Origin of the sequence: Mycolicibacterium komossense, from assembly GCF_025822605.1 — a bacterium.
Lineage (GTDB): Bacteria > Actinomycetota > Actinomycetes > Mycobacteriales > Mycobacteriaceae > Mycobacterium > Mycobacterium komossense.
In genome coordinates this window covers 39,954-61,892 of the sequence record NZ_JACKTY010000024.1, presented here as the reverse complement: position 1 = coordinate 61,892, position 21,939 = coordinate 39,954, and the positions used below count along the sequence as shown (strand labels likewise).

At 65.3% G+C, this 21,939-nt stretch carries 17 protein-coding genes and 2 riboswitches; of the genes, 12 read left to right on the top strand and 5 right to left on the bottom strand.

The annotated features are described in order from the left end of the window. Positions 1-269: 269 nt before the first annotated feature. A riboswitch (cobalamin riboswitch) is annotated at positions 270-492 on the top strand. Between the two features lie 133 nt (positions 493-625). The 3 genes from metE to H7J73_RS10695 all read left to right on the top strand — a co-directional run bounded on the left by metE (position 626) and on the right by H7J73_RS10695 (position 4,292). After that, positions 626-2,896 carry a 5-methyltetrahydropteroyltriglutamate--homocysteine S-methyltransferase gene (gene metE / locus H7J73_RS10705; protein WP_264067328.1) on the top strand — a complete coding sequence of 757 codons (2,271 nt, stop codon included), beginning with the start codon at positions 626-628 and terminating at the stop codon, positions 2,894-2,896. Between the two features lie 90 nt (positions 2,897-2,986). Further along, positions 2,987-3,895 (top strand): mycobacterial-type methylenetetrahydrofolate reductase, encoded by a 909-nt coding sequence (locus H7J73_RS10700; protein ID WP_264067327.1) that lies wholly within the window; start codon positions 2,987-2,989, stop codon positions 3,893-3,895. A gap of 37 nt (positions 3,896-3,932) precedes the next feature. Beyond that, positions 3,933-4,292, top strand: a complete 360-nt coding sequence (locus H7J73_RS10695) for a (2Fe-2S) ferredoxin domain-containing protein (RefSeq protein ID WP_264067326.1) — start codon at positions 3,933-3,935, stop codon at positions 4,290-4,292. A 48-nt stretch (positions 4,293-4,340) separates the two neighbouring features. Here H7J73_RS10695 and H7J73_RS10690 read toward each other — a convergent pair whose 3' ends face one another. From H7J73_RS10690 to prpD, 4 genes are read right to left on the bottom strand one after another with little or no spacing between them, the layout of a single operon-like run. After that, positions 4,341-7,727, bottom strand: coding sequence for a pyruvate carboxylase (locus H7J73_RS10690; protein ID WP_264067325.1), 3,387 nt, complete (start codon positions 7,725-7,727; stop codon positions 4,341-4,343). Between the two features lie 4 nt (positions 7,728-7,731). Continuing rightward, positions 7,732-8,865, bottom strand: a complete 1,134-nt coding sequence (locus tag H7J73_RS10685; RefSeq protein WP_264067324.1) for a bifunctional 2-methylcitrate synthase/citrate synthase — start codon at positions 8,863-8,865, stop codon at positions 7,732-7,734. Then, positions 8,862-9,779, bottom strand: coding sequence for a methylisocitrate lyase (gene prpB, locus H7J73_RS10680; RefSeq protein WP_264067323.1), 918 nt, complete (start codon positions 9,777-9,779; stop codon positions 8,862-8,864). The genes H7J73_RS10685 and prpB overlap by 4 nt, the downstream gene beginning before the upstream one ends. Then, positions 9,776-11,281 carry a 2-methylcitrate dehydratase PrpD gene (gene prpD, locus H7J73_RS10675; protein ID WP_264067322.1) on the bottom strand — a complete coding sequence of 502 codons (1,506 nt, stop codon included), beginning with the start codon at positions 11,279-11,281 and terminating at the stop codon, positions 9,776-9,778. The genes prpB and prpD overlap by 4 nt, the downstream gene beginning before the upstream one ends. 119 nt (positions 11,282-11,400) lie before the next feature. Between prpD and H7J73_RS10670 the strand changes: the two genes are divergently transcribed. The 3 genes from H7J73_RS10670 to H7J73_RS10660 all read left to right on the top strand — a co-directional run bounded on the left by H7J73_RS10670 (position 11,401) and on the right by H7J73_RS10660 (position 14,273). Next, positions 11,401-12,840 (top strand): short-chain fatty acyl-CoA regulator family protein, encoded by a 1,440-nt coding sequence (locus H7J73_RS10670; protein ID WP_264067321.1) that lies wholly within the window; start codon positions 11,401-11,403, stop codon positions 12,838-12,840. Positions 12,841-12,965: 125 nt separating this feature from the next. Continuing rightward, positions 12,966-13,085, top strand: a riboswitch (cobalamin riboswitch). A gap of 35 nt (positions 13,086-13,120) precedes the next feature. Beyond that, entirely contained in the window at positions 13,121-13,348 is a 228-nt protein-coding gene (locus H7J73_RS10665; RefSeq protein ID WP_264067320.1) for a CbtB domain-containing protein, read from the top strand. A 16-nt stretch (positions 13,349-13,364) separates the two neighbouring features. After that, entirely contained in the window at positions 13,365-14,273 is a 909-nt protein-coding gene (locus tag H7J73_RS10660; RefSeq protein WP_264067319.1) for a CbtA family protein, read from the top strand. 120 nt (positions 14,274-14,393) lie between these two features. Here the strand turns inward: H7J73_RS10660 and H7J73_RS10655 are convergent, their stop codons facing one another. Then, positions 14,394-15,446 (bottom strand): LLM class F420-dependent oxidoreductase, encoded by a 1,053-nt coding sequence (locus tag H7J73_RS10655; RefSeq protein ID WP_264067318.1) that lies wholly within the window; start codon positions 15,444-15,446, stop codon positions 14,394-14,396. A 162-nt stretch (positions 15,447-15,608) separates the two neighbouring features. Between H7J73_RS10655 and H7J73_RS10650 the strand changes: the two genes are divergently transcribed. Genes H7J73_RS10650 through H7J73_RS10625 form a run of 6 tightly spaced genes read left to right on the top strand, consistent with a single transcriptional unit; the run spans position 15,609 to position 21,848 of the window. Continuing rightward, complete coding sequence (locus tag H7J73_RS10650) at positions 15,609-16,664, top strand: phosphotransferase family protein (RefSeq protein WP_264067317.1); 1,056 nt, start codon at positions 15,609-15,611, stop codon at positions 16,662-16,664. Beyond that, entirely contained in the window at positions 16,661-17,641 is a 981-nt protein-coding gene (locus tag H7J73_RS10645; RefSeq protein ID WP_264067316.1) for a DUF7064 domain-containing protein, read from the top strand. Before H7J73_RS10650 ends, H7J73_RS10645 begins: the two co-directional genes overlap by 4 nt. A 39-nt stretch (positions 17,642-17,680) precedes the next feature. After that, entirely contained in the window at positions 17,681-18,133 is a 453-nt protein-coding gene (locus H7J73_RS10640) for a MaoC family dehydratase (protein WP_264067378.1), read from the top strand. 1 nt (position 18,134) lies between these two features. Next, positions 18,135-19,343: an enoyl-CoA hydratase-related protein gene (locus tag H7J73_RS10635; RefSeq protein ID WP_264067315.1), complete on the top strand. Its 1,209-nt coding sequence runs from the start codon at positions 18,135-18,137 to the stop codon at positions 19,341-19,343. Between the two features lie 3 nt (positions 19,344-19,346). Further along, the gene (locus H7J73_RS10630; protein ID WP_264067314.1) at positions 19,347-20,507 is read left to right on the top strand and encodes an acyl-CoA dehydrogenase family protein; all 1,161 of its coding nucleotides are present in this window, start codon (positions 19,347-19,349) and stop codon (positions 20,505-20,507) included. Positions 20,508-20,531: 24 nt separating this feature from the next. Further along, the gene (locus H7J73_RS10625; protein ID WP_264067313.1) at positions 20,532-21,848 is read left to right on the top strand and encodes a phytoene desaturase family protein; all 1,317 of its coding nucleotides are present in this window, start codon (positions 20,532-20,534) and stop codon (positions 21,846-21,848) included. Positions 21,849-21,939: the final 91 nt, after the last annotated feature.

The window sequence follows — 21,939 nt, the reverse complement described above, 5'->3', positions numbered from 1 at the left end:
GCTCGAAGCACGCCGCACGTGCCGGGATGAGGGAGGGCTGTTTCTCGGTAGTCTCGCACCGTTTCCTGTCACACGCCGCTTGTGCGTGCGCCTACCCACACACCGGATCGTCCGGGAGCGATGAGCAAGTGTGCCGATAGCAGCCGCACCGACCCTCGGCACGGCAACGGCGACGGCAACGGCACACGATGTCCAAAATATTGTGCGGGTGGCCGGTAAGCCCGTTGCGTTACAATCCTCGATGCAGCTGGTTTGCTGCGTGGGGCTCTGAGCCCGGCGCGGCATCGAGCGGCGCAGGCTTCCACAGATGCGTCGTGAGAGGGAACCCGGTGGGAATCCGGGACTGTCCCGCAGCGGTATGCAGGAACGACCGCCGTCATCAGCACTGGCTCGCAGAGATACTTCCGCGGCTGGGAAGCGACGGCCAGTAGGAGCATCGAAAATTGATGTGCGCCTGTGAGTCCGAAGACCTGCCAACTGTGTCGGGCGCGCCGCGCTCGGCGGCACATCGCCTCGTGGAATGGGCGCATTGTCCTTGCGGTTCGCGCGTGCTCTGGCGCTGCGATGGCTGTTCGGCTCTACGTCTGCTGGCGATGTCCACCCGTCGCACATTGAAGGACGTCTCATGACACCTCAACCATTCACCGCAACCATTCTCGGCTCACCCCGCATCGGTCCCCATCGCGAACTCAAACGGGCCACCGAGCGCTACTGGGCAGGCACGATTCGTCGTGCAGAGCTCGATTCGATTGCCGCCGGCTTGCGCCGCGACACCTGGACAGCACTGACGGCCGCCGGCCTGGACTCCATGCCAACGAACACGTTCTCCTACTACGACCAAATGCTCGACACCGCCGTCCTATTGGGCGCCCTCCCTCGGCGGGCCGCCGACATTGCCGACGACCTCGACCGGTACTTCGCCGCGGCCCGCGGAAACGACGCTATCCAGCCACTGGAAATGACCAAGTGGTTCGACACCAACTACCACTACATCGTCCCCGAGATCGGCCCGGACACCCGGTTCGCGCTGAACCCCGCCAAGGTGCTCGGTGAAGTGAAGGAAGCTCGAGACCTCGGCATCACCGCTCGGCCAGTCATCGTCGGACCGCTGACCTTCTTGGCGTTGAGCAAGGCCGTCGATGGTGCCGGCGCACCGATCGGACGTCTCGACGAGGTGATCGCGCTCTACGCCGACCTGCTCGCCGACCTGGCTGACGCCGGCGCGGACTGGGTGCAGATCGACGAACCGGTGCTAGTCACCGACATCCTGTCCAACGCCGCCGAACTCACCGCCCAAACCTACCGACTCCTAGGTGGGCTGACGAAGCGGCCCGCGATCTTCGTGGCCACCTACTTCGGCGCACTCAACGGCGTACTAGCGGCATTGGCCCGCACACCCGTGGAGGCCATCGGTGTCGACCTGGTCGCCGGCGGTTACCAGGCCGTGGGTGCGGTCCCCGAGCTAGCGGACAAGACCGTCGTCGCTGGGATCGTCGACGGCCGCAACATCTGGCGGACCGATCTCCACACCGCTTTGGGCATGTTGGAGTCGCTCCGGGGTTCGGTTGGCGAACTAGCGGTGTCGACGTCGTGCTCGACGCTGCACGTGCCCTACACCCTGGATGCGGAGCCCGACGTCGACCCCGCCCTGCGTAGCTGGCTCGCCTTCGGATCCGAGAAGGTGACTGAGGTGGTTGCGCTGGCACGGGGGCTGCGGGACGGACGCGAGGCCATCACCGAGGAGATCGCCGCCTCCCAGGCCGCCGTGGCGTCACGTCGTTACGATCCGCGGCTCAACAATGCTCACGTTCGCGAACGAATCTCCTCCATCGCATCGTCAGGTGCCACGCGCGGGCCCGCCGCCGACCGGCGTTCGGCGCAGAATGAGCGGCTGCACCTGCCTGCGCTGCCGACCACCACGATCGGTTCCTATCCGCAGACCACGGCGATCCGCAAGGCCCGAGAAGCATTGCGGGCCGGAGAGATCGACCAGGTCGAGTACACCCACGACATGCGCGCCGAAGTCGCCGCGGTCATCGCACTGCAGGAGGACCTCGGGCTCGACGTGCTGGTGCACGGCGAGCCCGAACGCAACGACATGGTGCAATACTTCGCCGAGCAGCTCGACGGGTTCTTCGCCACCCGCCACGGCTGGGTGCAGTCCTACGGCACCCGCTGCGTGCGTCCACCGATCCTCTACGGCGACGTGAATCGGCCCCAGCCGATGACCGTCGAATGGGCCACCTACGCGCAGTCACTCACGCGTAGACCTGTCAAGGGCATGTTGACCGGACCGGTGACGATTCTGGCGTGGTCGTTCGTCCGCGATGATCAGCCACTGGCCGACACGGCGAATCAGATCGCGCTGGCCATCCGCGATGAGACCGTCGACTTGCAGGCGGCGGGCATCGCGATCATCCAGGTCGACGAACCCGCACTGCGGGAACTACTTCCGTTGCGGTCGAAGGATAAAGGCGACTACCTGGCGTGGGCGGTCGGTGCGTTCCGCCTGGCAACGGCGGGGGTGAACGATTCGACACAGATCCATACTCACCTGTGCTATTCGGAGTTCGGCGAAGTGATCGGCGCGATCGCCGACCTCGACGCCGACGTCACCTCCATCGAGGCGGCCCGGTCACGCATGGAGATTCTGGACGATCTGAACGCGATCGGGTTCTCCAACTCCGTCGGGCCGGGCGTGTACGACATTCATTCACCGCGCGTACCCGGGACTGCCGAGGTCGCCGCGTCTCTGCGGGCGGCGTTGAAAGCCGTTCCTGCAGAGCGGTTGTGGGTGAATCCGGATTGCGGGCTGAAGACCCGCGGTCAGGATGAGGTCGTGGCGTCGCTGCGGAACATGGTCGACGCGGCCAAGGAAGTGCGAGTCGACGGCTGACGGTGGGTGCGTTGCGGGGACGGACCTCAGTGGTCCGTCCCCGCAACGCTGCCCAATCACGTCGCCGTTCCCCGAATCAGGAGTAGATCCATGACACTTGGCACCATCGCGCTCGAACTCGTCCCATCCAACGCCGAGCACGGCCACGAACGGGCACTCGAGGAAGCCCGCAAGGTGGTGAAGGCTTCCCTGGAATCGGGCCTCGACGGGGTGATCGGGCATGTGATGATCCCCGGCATGATCGAGGAGGACGACGGTCGACCGGTCGAGATGAAACCCAAGCTCGACGTCCTGGACTTCTGGTCCCTGATCACGCCGGAACTGCCCGGCGTGCGCGGGTTGTGCACGCAGGTAACGGCCTTCCTGGACGAACCAGCGTTGCGGCAGCGCGTGGTCGATTTGCGCACCGCCGGGATCGATGGCATCGCCTTCGTCGGGGTGCCCCGCACGATGAACGACGGCGACGGTGCGGGCGTCGCCCCAACCGATGCACTGGCGATCTACGAGGACCTGCTGGATCACCGCGGTGTCATCCTCATTCCCACCCGCGAGGGTGAAAATGGGCGGTTCGAGTTCAAGTGCGATCGCGGCGCCACCTACGGCATGACACAGCTGTTGTACTCCGACGCCATCGTGGGCTTCCTGACCGACTTCGCGAACACGACAGATCATCGTCCGGAGGTCCTGCTGTCCTTCGGTTTCGTGCCGACGCTCGAACATTCTGTCGGCCTGATCAATTGGCTGATCCAGGACCCGGGCAATGCAGCCGTTGCCGCTGAGCAGGACTTCGTCAAGACCTTGGCCCGCACCGAACCCCTCAAGCGCCGCCAACTGACGGTCGACTTGTACAAGCGGGTGATCGACGGTGTGGCGGACCTGGGTTTCCCGTTGAGCATTCACCTCGAAGCGACCTACGGCATCAACGTCGCGGCATTCGACACCTTCGCCGAGATGCTCGACTACTGGTCACCGCCGACACCACGATCCGCCAACACGTGACAGCCGCCTGTAACCACAACCGACAGGATCGACGACAGTGGCACTGGATCAGTCCAAGCCGACCGTCACCGTGTGCCGCGGATGCTGTTGCGGCACGGTGAAGAAGCACCCGACGATCGACCACGACGCCCGACTGGCCAACCTGCGCAACCGGGTCGAGGGCATTGGCAACCTACGCGTCAGCGACTGCCTCGGACCGTGCGAACGGTCCAACGTCGTGGTGGTCTCGCCCTCGAAACGCGGGCATCGCGTCGGCGGCCGTCCTGTGTGGCTCGGTTACGTCCTCGACGCGGCCGCAGAAGCTGGCATCGCCACGTGGCTCCTCGACGGCGGGCCTGGTCTCGCGCCGCCGCCGAAAGCGCTCGCGTCGTTCATCTTTCGACCAGCATCGAAGTAGACGACAACACCCGGCAGTACTAGCGCGTCAGTCGGCGGTGATTGCGGCTCACGAGATCACCATGAGTAGGTCGCTGCCTTCGACGTGCGCGGTCGGGGTCACCGCGATCCGTTCGACTCTGCCCGCTTTGGGCGCGGTGATGGCGGCTTCCATCTTCATCGCCTCGATGGTCGCCACGGTCTGCCCTGCATGCACCGACTCTCCGACGCTGACACCGAGCGTGACGACCCCGGAGAAAGGGGCGGCGACGTGGTCGGGGTTGGCTCGATCGGACTTCTCCGCGGAGGGGACGTCGCTGGCGATGCTGCGGTCACGCACCGCCACGGGCCGCAGCTGTCCATTGATGATGCACATCACCGTCCGCATACCGCGCTCGTCGGGCTCGGAGATCGCCTCCAGGCCGATGAGCAGCTCGACACCCTTCTCCAGCTGTACCCGGTGTTCGTCGTCGCGGCGCAATCCATAGAAGAACTGATTGGCTGACAGCTGCGAGGTGTCCCCGTATTCCTCGCGGTGCGACACGAATTCGCGTGTCGGTCCAGGAAAGAGCAACTGGTTCAGTCTCATCCGACGTCTCGGGCCAACGGCGGCGAGGGCGGCTTCGTCGTCGGTGCTGAGTGCTGCAGGCGGTGTGGCCGCTGACCGGCCGGCAAGCGCCCTAGTGCGCAGTGGTTCCGGCCACCCGCCGGGGGGATCGCCCAGTTCACCACCCAGGAAGCCGATTACCGAGTCGGGGATGTCGAAGCGCGCTGGGTCGTTGGCGAATTCGTCGGCGTCGACTCCGGCGCCGACGAGCGCCAAGGCGAGATCCCCGACGACCTTGGATGACGGTGTCACCTTGACCAGCCTGCCAAGTATTCGGTCGGCGGCGGCGTAGTTGGCCTCGATCTGTTCGAATCTGTCGCCGAGGCCCAGCGCGAGGGCCTGTTGGCGGAGGTTGGAGAGTTGACCGCCGGGAATCTCGTGCTCATAGACGCGTCCGGTCGGTGCCTGCAGTCCGGATTCGAAGGGCGCGTACACGTTTCGCAATGCCTCCCAGTACGGTTCGAGCTCGCAGACGGCGCGCAGTGACAGTCCGGTGTCGTGGTCGGTGTGTGCGGCTGCGGCGACGATCGAGGACAGGGCGGGCTGGCTGGTGGTGCCGGCCAGTGGCGCTGCGGCCCCGTCGACGGCGTCGGCACCGGCCTGCCACGCCGCCACGTAGGTGGCCAGTTGCCCGCCGGGGGTGTCGTGGGTGTGCACGTGCACCGGCAGGTCGAACCGGCTGCGCAATGCGGTGACCAGGGTGTGGGCGGCGGGTGCCCGCAACAGCCCGGCCATGTCCTTGATCGCGAGCACGTGCGCACCGGCGTCGACGATCTGTTCGGCGAGCTTGAGGTAGTAGTCCAGGGTGTAGAGGTTCTCAGCCGGGTCGGACAGGTCGCCGGTGTAGGACATTGCGACTTCGGCTACGGTGCAACCGGTTTCACAGACCGCGTCGATGGCGGGGCGCATCGACTCGACATTGTTGAGGGCATCGAAGATCCGGAAGACGTCGATTCCCGTGTCGGTCGCCTCCTGCACGAACGCCGTAGTCACGACATTCGGGTACGGGGTGTACCCCACGGTGTTGCGGCCACGCAGCAGCATCTGCAAGCAGATGTTGGGGACCGCTTCCCGCAACGCGGCGAGGCGCTCCCACGGGTCTTCCTTCAGGAACCGCAGCGCGACGTCGTAGGTGGCGCCGCCCCAACATTCGATGGACAGCAGTTCCGGGGTGAGCCGGGCGATGTAGGGCGCCACGGTCACCAGCCCGCTGGTGCGTACCCGGGTGGCCAGCAGCGACTGGTGGGCGTCGCGGAAGGTGGTGTCGGTAACGGCCACGGCGTCCTGATCACGCAACGCACGGGCGAAATTCTCGGGACCAAGTGCCCGAAGTCGTTGTCGCGATCCGGGTGGCGGCGTGATGGTGAGATCGACGTCGGGCAGCTTGTCGTGGGGGTAGACCGTGGAGGGTCGCGGGCCGTGCGGTTGGTTGACGGTGACGTCGGCGAGGTAGGTGAGGATCTTGGTGCCACGGTCCGCGGATGGTGGTCGGGCGGTCAGGAGGTGTGGTCGCTCGTCGATGAACGACGTGGTGATTCTTCCTGCCTGAAAGTCGGGATCGTCCAGAACAGCCTGCAGGAAGCCGATGTTCGTCGACACCCCGCGAATCCGGAATTCGGCAACACCGCGGCGGGACCGGCGTACCGCGGTCGGGAAGTCCCTGCCACGACAGGTCATCTTCACCAGCATGGAGTCGAAGTGCGCACTGATCTCGGCACCCAGATGGGTGCCGCCGTCGAGCCGGATGCCCGCGCCGCCGGGTGTCCGGTAGGCGGTGATGCGGCCGGTGTCGGGCCGAAAGCCGTTGGCTGGGTCTTCGGTGGTGATCCGGCATTGCAGTGCCGCGCCGCGCACCTGAATGGACTCTTGCTGGAGGCCGAGATCCTGCAGGGTCTCTCCGGCGGAGATCCGCAGCTGGCTGGCCACCAGGTCGACGTCGGTGATCTCCTCAGTGACGGTGTGCTCGACTTGGATCCGCGGGTTCATCTCGATGAAGACGTACCGTCCTTGCTCGTCGAGAAGGAACTCCACCGTCCCAGCGCCGGTGTAGCCGATGCGTCGGGCGAAGGCGACCGCGTCGGCGCAGATCCTGTCCCGCAGTGCCTCGGGGAGGTTCGGGGCGGGTGCCAGCTCGACGACCTTCTGGTGGCGCCGCTGCAGGCTGCAGTCGCGCTCGTAGAGGTGAATCACGTTGCCGTGGATGTCGGCGAGGATCTGTACCTCGATGTGGCGAGGGTTGATCACCGCCTGTTCGAGGAACACCGTCGCGTCGCCGAACGCCGAGGATGCCTCGCGGCTGGCCGCCTCGATCGCCTCGCGCAGACCAGAATATGCTGTGACTCGGCGCATTCCACGCCCACCGCCACCGGCGACGGCCTTTACGAAGAGCGGGAACTGCATGGACTCGGCGGCCGCCAACAGTTCCTCGACCGAGGTTGAGGGGGCCGATGACGCCAGCACCGGCAGCCCGGCCTCGCGTGCCGCGGCGATGGCGCGGGATTTGTCACCGGTCAGTTCGAGCAGGTCCGCGCCCGGGCCGACGAAGATTATCCCGGCGGCGGCGCACGCGCGGGACAGCTCGGGGTTCTCCGAGAGGAACCCGTACCCCGGGTAGATCGCGCTCACGCCAGCTCTTGTCGCGGTCTCGACGATCTCGGCGACCGACAGGTAGGCACGGACCGGATGACCGATCTCACCGATCTGGTAGGACTCGTCGGCCTTGAGCCGGTGTATCGAGTTTCGATCCTCGTAGGGGTACACCGCGACCGTTGAGATGCCCATTTCGTAGGCGGCGCGGAACGCGCGGATGGCGATTTCGCCACGGTTGGCGACCAGCAGTTTGGAGATCATGGGTTCAGGCAAGTGCGCGCTGGGGTGGGCCGGAGTAGTCACTCAGGGGCCGGATCAGGGCGTTGGAGGCGGCCTGCTCGATGATGTGGGCGGTCCACCCGGTGATGCGGCTCATCACGAAGATCGGCGTGAAGCTGGGGATGTCGAATCCCATGAGGTGGTAGACGGGGCCGGTCGGGAAGTCGAGGTTCGGTTTGATGCCGGTGGTAGCCAGCATTCCGCTCTCCAACGTGCGGTAGATGTCGAGATACTGCTGGCCGCCGCGGGCAGCGACCACACGTTCTAGGGCCGCTTTCATGGTGGGCACTCGCGAGTCTCCGTTGCGATAGACGCGGTGTCCGAAGCCCATGACCTTCTCCTTGCGGGAGAGCTTGCCGTGCAACCATTCCGAGGCTTTGTCGCCGGTTCCGATCTCGATCATGTCGTGCATGACCGCTTCGTTGGCCCCGCCATGTAGCGATCCCTTCAGTGCGCCGATCGCCGCGGTCACGGCGCTGTAGATGTCGGACTGGGTGGAGGTGACGACCCTGGCCGCGAACGTGGAGGCGTTGAAGCTGTGCTCGGCGTACAGCGTCATCGACTGCTCGAAGGCTTCGACGATCACCGGTTCGGGCACCGTATCGAAGCACATGTGGAGGAAGTTCTCCGCATAGCCCAGCCCGTGGTGGGGTGCGATCGGCTCCAGCCCGCGGCGACGGCGCATGTCGGCGGCCACGATGGTAGGCAGAATCGCCCACATACGAAGGGATTTGGCGTAGTTCGCCGCTTCGGAGCTGTTGTCCTCGTCTGGGTCCTCGGCGCCGAGGTAACTGATCGCGGTGCGCACGACGTCCATCGGATGGCAGGTATCGGGCAGCTTGGCCAGCAGCGAGTGCATCGATCGGTTCAGGCCGCGGCTCGCCCGTTCGCGCTGGCTGAACAGCTGCAGCTGGCCCTCGGTGGGGAGTTCGCCGTGCCACAGCAGGTAGGCCACCTGCTCGAAACTGCAGTTCGCGGCGAGGTCCTGCACGGGATAGCCGCGATAGGTCAAGGAGTTCGTCTCTGGGACCACCTTGGAGATGGCGGTGGTGTCGACGACGACGCCGGCCAATCCCTTGTAGATGTGGGGCTTGTCCGTCGGTTCGGCCGTGAGCGTCACGGTGTCACTCCTTGCAACGCGAAGTTATAGATGTCGGAGTCGAACTGGTTGTACTCGGTGTAGCGCAGCAATTCGTAGAGTCGGGCGCGGTGTTGCATGCGGTCGAGAAGACCTGATTGCGTTCCGGCCGAATGGACTTCGCGCAGGCCGATCTCGACCGCGTGCATGGCCAACCGCAATGCGGTCACTGGATAGATGACGACGTTGTAGCCGATGTCGGCCAGCACGGCGGCGTTCAGCAAGTCGGACTTGCCGAACTCGGTCATGTTGGCCAGCAGTGGGGTATCGATCGCCGCTCGGAACCGTTCGAATTCGCTTGCTGCGGTGAGGGCTTCGGTGAAGATGAGGTCGGCTCCAGCGTCGGTGTAAGCCTTGGCACGTTCGATGGCCGCGGGCACCCCCTCGATGGCCGCGGCGTCGGTGCGGGCGCAGATGACGAAGTTGGGGTCCCGCCGGGCCGATACCGCGGCGCGCAGTCGTCGGACCATCTCCGAGGTCGGGACGACGGCCTTGCCGTCGAGGTGGCCGCACCGCTTCGGGTTCACCTGGTCCTCGAAGTGACAACCCGCCAGCCCGGCGTCCTCCAACACCGTGACGGTCCGTGCCGCGCTCATCGGCTCGCCGAACCCGGTGTCGGCGTCGATGAGGGTGGGGAGGTCGGTGACCGACGCGATCTGCGCACCGCGGGAGGCCACTTCGGTCAGTGTCGTCAGACCGATGTCGGGTAGACCGAGATCTGCCGACAGCACGGCACCCGACACGTAGACACCGTCGAAACCGATGTCTGCGATGAGTGTGGCCACCAGGGGCGAGAAGGCACCCGGAAAGCGCTGGAGGTGTCCTGAATCCAGCGCTGCCCGAAAGTGAGCACGCTTGTCGGCGGCGGGTGTGACCGACGCGAGCAGGCCGCTCATCGAAAGATTCCTGACGGAATCGTGGGAGCCTTGTCGAGCACCCGGGGGTCGACCCGGACGTTCAGCGCACCGAGTGCCCCCGCCTTGAGCCCTGAGACATTGTCGACTGCGTCCAAGAACCGTTGCTGCTCTTCGGCTTCCACGACGCCATCGGCGAGTTCGGTGAACTTGGCCACGTACTGTTCACGGTCGAACGGGCGGGCGCCGAGCGGGTGCGCATCGGCGACGGCGAGCTCGTCGACGATGGTGTCGCCGTTCTTCAGCGTGATGACAGCTCTGGCGCCGAAGGCCTTCTCGCTCGGGTCGGTCGAGTGGTAACGGCGGGTCCACTCGGCGTCCTCGACGGTGGAGATCTTGCGCCACAGGTCGATGGTGTCGGCTTGGTGGGCACGCTCGGGTGCGTAGGACCTTTCGTGATGCCAGGTGCCGTCCTGCAGGGCGACGGCGAAGATGTACATGACCGAGTGGTCGAGGGTCTCCCGTGAGGCGTCGGGGTCGAACTTCTGCGGATCGTTGGACCCGGTTCCGATCACCACATGAGTGTGGTTGCTGGTATGCAGCACGACCGACTCGATCTGGTCGAGATCACTTATCCGGCTGCGCATTCGGCGGGCCAGGTCGATGGGCGCCTGACTCTGATACTCCGCGGAATGTTCCTTGGTGTAGCTGTCCAGGATGGCCCGCTTGGGCTCCCCCGGGCCGGGCAGTGGCACCCGATAGGTGTGCTCCGGGCCGGCGAGTAGCCACGCGACGACGCCGTCCTCACCTTCCCAGATCGGGGCGGGTGATCCCTCTCCCCGCATGGCGCGGTCGACGGCCTCGATGGCGACCTTGCCCGCCCAGGCCGGCGCAAACGCCTTCCAGCTGGAGATGAGGCCCTTGCGGGACTGCCTGGTGGCGGTCGTCAGGTGCAGGGCTTGCCCGACGGCGGCGTAGATGGTCTCCGGGTCCAGGCGCAGCATGGTGCCCAGGCCCGCGGCGACCGACGGACCGAGGTGCGCGACATGGTCGATCTTGTGCTGGTGCAAACAGATTCCCTTGACCAGGTCGATCTGGACCTCGTAGGCGGTGGCTATGCCGCGGATCAGGTCAGCGCCGCGCACACCCAACTGCTGCGCCACGGCCACCAGGGCCGGGATGTTGTCGCCGGGATGGGAGTACTCGGCGGCCAGGAAGGTGTCGTGAAAATCCAGCTCGCGGACCGCGACGCCATTGGCCCACGCCGCCCACTCCGCAGAGACCGTGCCGTCGACGCCGAAGACGCTCGCTCCATGGCGGGTCCGGTGGGCGAACGCCTGGGCCCGTCCCACCGTCACCGGTCTGCGGATCACCGACGCCGCCGACACCGCAGCGTTGTCGATGATGCGGTTGACGACCATCGCCTCGGTCTGCGCCGGTACCGGCACGGGGTCGGCGGCGATTTCCGCGATCTTCCACGCGAGGTGTTCCGAGCGCGGGAAGTCCTCCGCGCTGCGGCGGGTCTTGACGTCGTGTTCAGGCATGATCCGCACAGTACGCAGCCCCTAGTGAGCACGAAAGACCCTGTAAATGCGTAATCTTGTGTCCATTATCGACCTGTTTTGCGAATATTGTGTAAGCCGAGTCGGATACAGTTTTCCTGGTGGCGAAGACGTTCGCGGGAGCCCGCCTGAGACGGCTGAGGGACGAAAGGGGCCTCACGCAGGTCGCGCTGGCGCGTGTCCTCGGCCTGTCGACGAGCTACGTCAACCAACTCGAAAACGACCAGCGGCCCATCACCGTCCCCGTGTTGCTGGCGCTGTCGGACCGCTTCGACCTGCCCACCCACTACTTCGCCGCCGACACCGACGCCAGACTGGTGTCGGACCTACGCGACATCCTCGCCGACGGCAGTGCTACCGCCGCTCAGATCGAGGAACTGGTCGCGCGCATGCCCGAGGTCGGGCAGACGATGGTCAACCTGCACCGTCGGCTGCACGACGCGACCGCCGAACTCGAGACTGTGCACGGCCGCGCCAACCTCGACGTCCAGTCCAGCGGCCAGCAACCGATGCCCTTTGAGGAGGTGCGCGACTTCTTTTACGACCGGCGCAACTACGTCGACGAACTCGACCGTGCCGCCGAAGATCTCGTCGCCAAACACGGCCTACGGGTCGGCGGCATGGACGAGCAGCTAGCCGCCGTCCTGGTCGAGGAGTTCGGGATCATCGTGCGCGTCGACGACGGTGATGTGCTGGGGCCCAATGAGAAACGTCGCTACCAGCCCGCCACCTGCACCGTGTTCGTCGCGCGGTGGCTCCTGCCGGGACAGCGAGCATTTCAGCTCGCCACCCAGCTCGCGATGCTGTTGCACTCCGACCTCATCGATGCGGTCGCCGCCGCCGACGATCAGCTGAGTTCCGAGGCTCGCGACGTGGCGCGGATCGGGCTGGCCAACTATTTCGCTGGGGCGCTGCTCCTGCCGTACCGGTTGTTCCTGTCCGCGGCTGAAGGCCTCCGCTACGACGTCGACCAGCTGGCACGGCGATTCGAGGTGGGCTTCGAAACCATCTGCCACCGACTCTCCACGCTGCAACGCCACGACGCCCGCGGGGTGCCGTTCATCTTCGTCCGCACAGACAGCGCCGGAAACATCTCGAAACGTCAGTCCGCGACAGCCTTTCACTTCTCACGCGTCGGAGGGAACTGCCCACTCTGGGTGGTACACCACGCATTCGCCAGGCCCGGGCAATTCCTCACCCAGGTAGCGCAGATGCCCGACGGCCGCTCCTACTTTTGGATCGCCAGGACCACCGACGCGCCAGTGAGCCGCTACCTCGGGCCACAGAAGAGCTTCGCGATAGGGCTGGGGTGCGACCTCGCCCACGCGACCAAACTCGTGTACTCCGTGGGAATCGATCTCACCGACCAGGACGCCGCCACACCGATCGGCGCGGGATGCCGGATCTGCGACCGAGCGGCCTGCCCGCAGCGTGCGTTCCCCTACGTGGGGCGGCCCGTCCACGTCGATCCCCAAAGTAGCAGCAACCTGCCGTATCCACCTGGTGCACGACACGATCAGTCGACGACCGGTGACCGCTAGCGTCGGCCGGCCCCCGCCTCGCCCTCACGGCGCGGTTGTTTCACGTGTCGCGCACATCTCACAGCCCCGGACGCACAGTCTGTTGCCAGGTAAAGCGCCTGGTCGCGGTCGAAGGTTTACGCTAACTTGCGCTTACGTGTGACGGTGCAGGGAAGCCGGTGAAATTCCGGGACGGTTGCGCCACTGTGAGCCACGACATATTCGTCGCGGTCAGTCAGATACCTCGCCGTCACGCCATCCACCCACGAACAGGGACGCAACATCCCTAGAGGAGGCCACCATGTCCACCGCTTCAATCCCCGCGTCAGGCCCGAGAGTTCACGTCTCACCCGAGGCCATCTCGCGGGGTCGAGTAGTCGTCATGCTCTCGATCACCGTCTTCCTGGCGCTGTTGGCGTACTACTTCGTCGGGGTCGACGAGGGCATGACCTCGGTATTCGGCAAGACCATGGTGGTCCACGAATGGGTCCACGACTCCCGGCATCTCCTCGGATTCCCCTGCCACTGAGCAGCGAGAGCCACACATGGAACTGCGCATCGTCCTTCGGGGCGCCCTGGCCGGTGCGATCGCCGGCATTCTCGGGTTCGTCTTCGCCCGGATCTTCGCCGAGCCCGTGATCAATCAGGCCATCGACTACGAATCCGGCCGCGACGACATCCTCGACAAGCTCAACCAAGCAGCGGGCGGCATGCCTGGCATGGACGGCCCGGAAATCATTTCCCGCACCGTTCAGTCCACCTTTGGCATCGCCACCGGCATCATCGCGTTCTCCGCCGCGATGGGCGCGCTGGTGGCCGTGGCCTACGTCGCGCTGCACGGCCGGGTGCACCTCCGCCCCCGCACCCTGGTGTGGCTGATCGCTGGATTCGGGTTCCTCGGGGTGTTCCTGCTGCCGTTCGTGAAGTACCCGGCAAACCCGCCTGCCATCGGGCACACCTTCACGATCGAAACCCGCGGCCACCTGTATCTGACGATGGTGGCCGCATCACTGATCCTCCTCGGCTTGACCGTCTATCTGTTCCGGATGATGGTGCGGCGCTTCAGGGCCGGGGGCGCCGCGGCGATCAGTGCCGCCGGGTTTCTGATCGTGTTCAGCGCGTTGATCGGGTTGTTGCCCTCGCTGGGCGACTTGCAGGCCAACGTGGATGCGGCCAACCAGTTCGGCTTCGCCCGCGCCGCCACCGAGACCCCACAACCGATCACCAACATCCTCTCCACACCCCTGACCATCGACGGCCACACCGTGGCCCCCGGGCAAATCGTCTACCCGGGCTTCGACCCCGACGTGCTCTGGAAGTTCCGCTGGTACTCAATCCTCAACCAAACGCTGGTATGGGGCACCATCGCCCTCGCCTTCGGGTGGCTGCTGGAACGCTTCGTGGGCGTCCCGGCCGCCCCACGGGCCACCCCCCAACGCGTGGCATTCGAATAGCTCGCGTCGGCGCTGCCGGCGCCCAGCCCCTCCTTCACTGGTCAGCTGGCTAGTTGACAAGTGCAGAGAAACACCGACGGGCAAGGTCCAGAAGTTCAGGCTCGTCGAGCTGGTGGTGCGCTAGCCGGTGAGACTCTTGAGTTGACCAACGTGATCGACCCTTTCTGCATGCGTCTCTGCCAGCGGCTCGGCGATGAGACAGCTCACCCCTGCTGCGCGGTAGGCCGACAATCGCGCTTCGATGTGTTCCGCTGAGCCGATCAGCGCGATCGATCGAACGAAGTCCTGAGGCACGGCGGCGGCGGCCTCCTCTTTCTTGCCCTGCAGGTACAGCGCCTGGATCGCCTCAGCTTCTGCGGCGAAGCCATAACGACTGAACAGGGTGTTGTAGAAGTTCTTGCCCTTGGCGCCCATGCCACCGACATAGAGCGCGACGTGGTTGCGCACGCCCTGCAATGCCGCTGACTGGGCATTCTCGTCGTCGGTGATCAACAGGAAGGTCTGCACGGCGATGCCGAGGTCGCCAAGTTCTGGATCGCGTTTGGCGCGCCCCGACGCCAGTGCTTCGCCGAAGGCGAGTTCGGCAAGTTCGGGGTGGAACAGGAAGGGCTGCCACTCGTCGAAGATCTCGGCAGCCAAGGCGACATTCTTGGGGCCGATCGCTGCCAGCAGCATGGGAATCCGGTCACGCAGAGGCCTATTCATCATGCGCAGCGGCTTGCCGAGTCCGCTGCCGCCGTCTTCCTCGGTCAGCGGAAGGTGGTAGTGCTGTCCGTGGTACTCGGACTTTTCGCGTCGCCAGATGGTGCGGCAGATATCGACGTGCTCGCGGGCGCGGCCCAGGGGAGCATCGTATTTGATGCCATGAAACCCCTCGACGACCTGCGGTCCGGATGCACCCAAGCCCAGGACGCACCGCCCATTGCTGATGTAGTCCAGACCCGCGGCGGTCATCGCCAAGTTGGTGGGGCTGCGCGAGAACATGGGCAGGATGCCGAATGCCAACTCGACACGTTCGGTGGTGGCGGCCGCGAATCCCAGTTGGGAGACGGCGTCGAAGCCGTATGCCTCGGGCACCATGACTCGATCCAGCCCGACGGACTCGAAGTCGCGCAGGTGGGCGATCGTCTCGCGAAAGTCCCCTGCGTAGGTGATGGGCATCCCGACCTTCATCTGTCACTCCTGGATTCGACTCGACTGCCACGAACAACACAGAATTTAACATCCAATAAAAACCAACTCGGAATCAACCGCATCCACATCCTATGACGCTGCAGCATCATGGTTTAATCTAGGTTAAATAGTAGGCCGGTTTCACGTTGGATGGAGGTGGGGATGTCGACGGCGGCGCGGATCTCACGGCAGGTGGGATTGATGTGCGATGCTCCCGACGCCGTGGCGGCCTGGCTCCGGGAACGCGGCGAGCCCGTCGTCGGCGAGGTCAGCATTGCCCGCGTGGGCTTCGGCCAGTCCAACATCACCACTGTCGTCAGTGCGCAGGACGGTCACGAATGGGTGTTGCGCGAACCCCCGCCGGGTGATCGCGCGGAATCGGCACACGATGTGGCACGCGAGGCCCATATCGTGACAAGTCTGGCCCATAGTGACATCCCCGTTCCGCGAGTCATCGGAACCGGGAAGACCCCGGCCGGCAACGCGTTCTTCGTCATGGAGCGGGTGGCGGGGTCTGCCCTGGAGAGTGAGGCCGATGCTGGGGCGCTGAGCGCCGGGCAACGGCGCGAGTTGGGTCTGGAAGTCATCGACACGCTCGCGCGTCTGCACACACTCGATCCTGCGACGGTCGGCCTGTCCGATCTCGCACGGCCGAGTTCGACGCCCTACGTGGGGCGACAGATCCGTCGGCTGACAGCGGCCTGGGAACACATGGGCCAGCAGACTCCGCACCACCGGTTATGGGATTCGGTGCGAGCCCGGCTCGCGGCGTCACTGCCCGCGGACGCGCCAACGGTCCTGATCCACGGTGATTTCCGGCTGTCGAATCTCCTTGTGCAGGACTGCCGGATCAGCGCGGTACTGGACTGGGAACTGTGCACGCTCGGTGATCCGCTCGCGGATCTGGCCTGGCTGCTCGACGACTGGCGCCAACCCGCTGACGAGGTCATCTCGATGCCCAGTCCGACTCGGGCGGGCGGCTTCCCGGAACGATCTGAGCTGCTTGAGGTGTATTGCCGGGAAACAGGATTGAATGCCGACCGGATTGCCTACTACCGCGGATTCAGCCAATGGCGAGCCGCGACTCTGCTGCAGGGGGTCGCTGCGCGTCGCCGATCGGGCCTGCTGGGGACGCACGGGCAACTCGACCTCGATCAGCTCGACAGCACCATCGCGACACTGATCAACGCCGCCGCCGCTGAGTTGGAGACCGTATGACGAACATGAACCCCGCCGACGACGGTACCCACGAGGTCGGCTCCGAACCGAACTGGAACGAGTCGATGTATGTCCAGTTCCACGATCCGAACGCTGGATTGGGCGGATTTCTCCGGTTGGCGAAACGCCCCAACGAAGGCCGTGGTGAACGCACGGTCTGCCTTTATCTGCCCGACGGCTCCGTTGCGTTCGGCTACAGCCGGCCTAGCGTCTCCGCTGGTGGAGCCTTCGAGGGGGCAGGACTGCTGGTCGAGGTTCTTGAGCCGTTCGAACACCTCCGGGTGTCCTTCGGGGGCGCGGTGAACCTCCTGCCGGAGCCTGCGGCATTGGTCGATCCCAAGGCGGCACTGTCGAGCACGGCTGTCACCGGTTGCGCTGTGGCACTCGACCTTCGAGCCGTCACACCACCGTACGCCGAGAGTTTCGACGGCGCAGGGCAGTCTTTCGCGCCGAACCACTACGAACAGCTGATGGCAGTCAGCGGAGTGCTGACGCTGGGCGAAACATCCACCGATATCAACGGTTTCGGTCTCCGCGACCACTCATGGGGGCCGAGGTCGTGGCAGGCGCCGCACTTCTACCGATGGGTGCACGGATCCAGCCGGGAAGTCGGGTTCATGGGTGCTTACTTCGGCGATCCCGACGGTGCAGACCGCTTCGGCGGGTTCGTCTGGGACGGCGGTGCGCTGCACCGCTGCGAGGAGGTCGAGGTCTCCACCGAACGGGACGTTGATTCCGCGCCCCGATCGGTGACCGTCACATTGACGGCGCCGCAACGTCGATGGACGTTCCACGGCGAAGCCAAAGCTGTTGTACCGCTGCGTCACCGGCGAGGGGACAGCGATTCGGCGACCGACGCCACCCGGATCGCCGAAGCAGCGATGGTATGGAAGGCCGAGGACGGGACGACGCTGCACGGGATGGCGGAGTACCTGGACCAGGTATACGACGGCGAACTGGCCGGACTGAGGATATAAGGAGCACACGATTTGAGCACGCAATCCGACCACAGGACCGTGACGGTTTTCGCCGATCTCGCCGAGTTCGCGGGCGCCGAGGGTACCGAACTCGGCCCCACCGACTGGCTCGTCGTCGATCAGCCCAGAATCGACCAGTTCGCCCAGGCGACCGATGATCACCAGTGGATTCACGTGGATCCGCAGCGGGCGGCCGACGGCCCCTACGGTCGCACCATTGCGCACGGTCTGCTCACGCTGTCGTTGCTGCCGCACTTCATGCACGACCTGTACCGGGTCGACAACGTCAAGATGGCAATCAACTACGGCTTCAACAAGGTTCGATTCATCAGCCCGGTGCCGGTGGGATCGCGCCTGCGCGCCACAGCCACGATCACCGACATCGTCAAGCTCAACGGGGGAGCGCAGGCGACATTCACCACGACCATCGAAGTCGAGGGATCGGACAAGCCGGCCGCGGTCATCGAGTCCATCATCAGATACCTGGCTTGAGATGTCGGTTGAGACGCACAGCGATGCGACATCCAGCGCGAAGGCGCTCTATGCTGCGTTGGCGGCGGGTGATAAGGATGCGATCGACGCTCTTTTGAGCGAAGAGTTCGTCGGTCACGCCGCAGAGGGCCTGCCGCTGGGGATGGGTGGGGAGCACCGCGGCCGCGAGGCCATGCAGCGCAACCTCTGGTGGAAGATCGGCAAACACTTCAAGGTCGAGGCGCAGCCGGCCGATTTCCGCCTGCTCGATGACGGCAGGCTGCTGGTGGCCGGGCACTACCGGGGCGTCGCTCGCCGGTCCGGCCGGCGCCTCGACGCCGAATTCACCCACGTGCTCGCGTTCAATGCCGAGGGGCGCATCACCTCGTTGCGGCAGCTCACCGACACCGCGGCCTGGATTGAGGCCCTCGGTGCCGACGCGCCGTTGCAGCGCATCGAGTATTCGGTCGCCGACGGTGTGGCGACGATGTGCCTGAACCGGCCGGATGCCCGCAATGCGATCGACCTGCAGATGGCGCAGGAGACCCTCGTCGTCGCCCGCCGGATCGCTGCCGACCCCACGGTGCGGGCCGTCCTGATCTGTGGCAATGGTCCGTCGTTGACGGTCGGTGGTGATATCGCCTTCTTCCGTGAGACACCGCCGGCGGAATACGCAGACCTGTTGGTGCGCATGACGACTCCGTTCCACGAGGCCTTCCGGATCCTCAGCCGGCTCGATGCTCCCATCGTCACGGCCGCACACGGGTCGGTGGCCGGCGGCGGTATCGGCTATGCGTACGCGGCCGATATCGTGCTGGCAGCCGAAGGAACGAAGTTTGTCACGGCCTTCGCCGCAATCGGGCTCTCCGGGGACGGCGGTGGAACCTGGCACCTGCCGCGTCTGATCGGACCCGCGCGAGCGGCGCGCGCCTATCTCCAGAACCGCCCGATCACCGCCGAGCAGGCGCTGGAGTGGGGCATGATCAGTGAAATCGTGCCCCCGGCGGAACTGCGCGAACGGGCGGCGGCGCTGGCCCGATCGCTGGCTCAGGGGCCGACCCGGGCCTTCGGCCGGATGCGGGCGCTGTTGCGGGACAGCGCGAACAACGATCTGTCCCAGCAATTGCTGGCTGAATCCGAAGGCATCAAAGCCACCGGCGACACCGTCGACGCCACCGACGCCGTTGCGAGCTTCATCGCAAGACAAACTCCACAGTTCGAAGGAAGGTAGAACGTGTCGAATCTCGTCGTAGACACCGAGGAGCACAGGGCAATTCGCGAGAGCGTGGCGGGGATCGTGTCCCGCTACGGGCAGGAGTATTTCCTCGAGCGCGGCCGCCGCGGCCAGGGGATCGAAGAGCTCTGGAAGGACCTGGGCGCCTCAGGTCTGCTGGGTGTGCATCTGCCGGAGGAGTACGGCGGTGGGGGCGGCGGCATGGCCGAGGCCGTCGTCGTCGTCGAGGAGTTGGCGGCCCACGGTATGCCCATGCTGATCTGGGTGATTTCGCCCGCGATCTGCGGCAGTATCCTGGCCCATCACGGCTCTGAGGCCATGAAGCGGGAGTGGTTGCCCAGCATTGCCGATGGGTCGCGCAAGATGGCCTTCGGTCTGACCGAGCCCGACGCCGGCTCCAACAGCCACAAGGTCGCCACCACGGCGCGGCGTACGGACACCGGGTGGAAGATCTCCGGTTCGAAGTACTACATCTCGGCCATCGACCAGGCCGAGGCCGTGCTCCTGGTGGCCAAGGATGCCGAACACTCGACTCCGGAGAAGAGCGCACTGTCGCTGTTCGTGGTGCCCACCAACAGCCCGGGCCTGACGTTGCAGGAGATCGAAACCTCCATCGTCTCGCCCGATAAGCAGTTCACAGTGTTCCTCGACGAGGTGGAGGTAGGCGAGGGCGCGCTCATCGGCACGGCGGGCCAGGGGCTCAAGCAGGTGTTCTCGGGCCTGAATCCCGAGCGCATCCTGGTCGGTGCGATCTGCAGCGGTGTCGGACGGTTCGCGATCGATAAGGCCGCGCAGTACGCCAAGCAACGCCAGGTCTGGTCCACCCCGATCGGCGCCCATCAGGGTATTGCTCACCCTTTGGCCGAAGCGCACATCGCGGTGGAACTCGGTCGGATGGCCACCATGCGCAGCGCCGAACTCTTCGATGCGGGCGAATCAGCGGCCGAGGCAGCCAATATCGCCAAGTTCGCCGCATCTGAGGCCTCGCTGCAGGCGCTTGACCAGGCTATCCAGACCCATGGTGGCAATGGTCTGGCCCACGAATACGGGCTCTCGGAGCTGTGGTTCATCACCCGCCTGATGCGCACTGCTCCGGTCAGCCGGGAGATGGTGCTCAACTTCGTCGCACAGACCTCCCTCGGCCTGCCGCGTTCGTACTAGAACCGAAAACCGAAAGGACACAACGTGACCGAACAACGTGAGTTCGATGCCATCGTCATCGGAGCCGGCGCGGGGGGATTGTTCACCGCTGCCCGCCTCGCGCATCGTGGCTACCGGACCCTGGTGGTCGAAAGGCTGGACAAGGTCGGTGGCCGCGCGTCGACCGACGACATCGACGGGTTCAAGGTCAACAACGGGGCGATCGTCATCGAGGTCGGCGGCATCACTCAGCAGACCTGTGAAGAGGTCGGTGCTCCGTTCGAGATCCGGGAACCCAGCCCACCGATCCTGTACCGAATCGGTGGCAAGGACGTGGACGTCACCGGTGGCGGCTGGGGGCTACTCCTCGGCAAGCTCACCCGCCAAGGCGCGAAGCTGGTCAAGGGCATTGGCGCGGCGCGATCCGACGACGGGCTGCCCGAGGATGAAATCACTACCGCCGAATGGGTGTCCAAATACACCAAAAACGAAGGGGTGCATGGCATCTTCCGCAATATGTGCGCCTCGGTGTTCGCAGTGGGATCAGAGGATCTGCCGGCCAGGGTCTTCCTGACGTACTTCACCCGCAAGAGTGCCTTCAAGCGTTTCGGTTTCCACCCGCAGGGCACGATCGGTCTCTGGCAGGGGCTGGCGGAGGTGGTGGCCTCTCATGGGGGCGAGGTCTGGTTGTCGACGGACGTGACGAAGATCGTCGTCGACGGTAACAGAGTGACCGGCGTACAGGTCGAACGTGACGGTACGACAATCGATATCGCTTCATCGATCGTCGTCAGTGATGTCGGGCCCGCGGCGACCGTGGGCTTGATCGGCGCGGGTAACGTGCCTGCGGACTATCGGGAGCTGGTACGCAAGGGTGATCGTCCTACCGCGATGATCTCGGTGAACTTCGCCAGCCAGGAGCGGTTGATCGAGGCGCCGGGCATGTTGAGTTTCGCCAAATCGCGCAGGGTGGCCTACATCGCGAACTTCACCGATATCTGCCCCGAGATGGCACCGCCGGGATGGCACCTCTACGTTGGCACCTCGGTCCCCAAGCCGTCCGTCGGCGACTTCGACGAGAAGGCCGAAACCGATCTGCTGCTCGAGGATCTCCGGGACACGATCGACGGTTTCGACGAGCGGGCGAGGGTCCTCAATATTGCCATCACACGTGACGGCTGGCCCCCGCAGCGTGCGGTCGCCGGGTTTGACCTACCGCGTGACACCCCCTTCGAAGGGCTCTGGAACGTCGGCGACGCTGTCAAGGAGTACGCCAACGGCGGTACGACCGCGTGTGCGGAGACAGCGCAGCTCGTCGTCGAGGAGATCGCGGCGACCTTCTCGTTGACGACCAGCGGCTAGCTTCAGCGCTCGCGACTCAGCTGGGCTTGACAGCGCCGTCGGCAGTGTGCCGACGGCGCTGTCAATCGTTGGATCCTGCTCGCGTGTGTCA

Bases quoted from the DNA above. Each gene is read 5' to 3' on its own strand.
- metE (WP_264067328.1), top strand. From the start codon at position 626: ATGACACCTCAACCATTCACCGCAACCATTCTCGGCTCACCCCGCATC.
- H7J73_RS10660 (WP_264067319.1), top strand. From the start codon at position 13,365: ATGGAACTGCGCATCGTCCTTCGGGGCGCCCTGGCCGGTGCGATCGCC.
- H7J73_RS10655 (WP_264067318.1), bottom strand. From the start codon at position 15,446: ATGAAGGTCGGGATGCCCATCACCTACGCAGGGGACTTTCGCGAGACG.
- H7J73_RS10700 (WP_264067327.1), top strand. From the start codon at position 2,987: ATGACACTTGGCACCATCGCGCTCGAACTCGTCCCATCCAACGCCGAG.
- H7J73_RS10650 (WP_264067317.1), top strand. From the start codon at position 15,609: ATGTCGACGGCGGCGCGGATCTCACGGCAGGTGGGATTGATGTGCGAT.
- H7J73_RS10635 (WP_264067315.1), top strand. From the start codon at position 18,135: ATGTCGGTTGAGACGCACAGCGATGCGACATCCAGCGCGAAGGCGCTC.
- prpD (WP_264067322.1), bottom strand. From the start codon at position 11,281: ATGCCTGAACACGACGTCAAGACCCGCCGCAGCGCGGAGGACTTCCCG.
- H7J73_RS10665 (WP_264067320.1), top strand. From the start codon at position 13,121: ATGTCCACCGCTTCAATCCCCGCGTCAGGCCCGAGAGTTCACGTCTCA.
- H7J73_RS10645 (WP_264067316.1), top strand. From the start codon at position 16,661: ATGACGAACATGAACCCCGCCGACGACGGTACCCACGAGGTCGGCTCC.
- H7J73_RS10690 (WP_264067325.1), bottom strand. From the start codon at position 7,727: ATGATCTCCAAACTGCTGGTCGCCAACCGTGGCGAAATCGCCATCCGC.
- prpB (WP_264067323.1), bottom strand. From the start codon at position 9,779: ATGAGCGGCCTGCTCGCGTCGGTCACACCCGCCGCCGACAAGCGTGCT.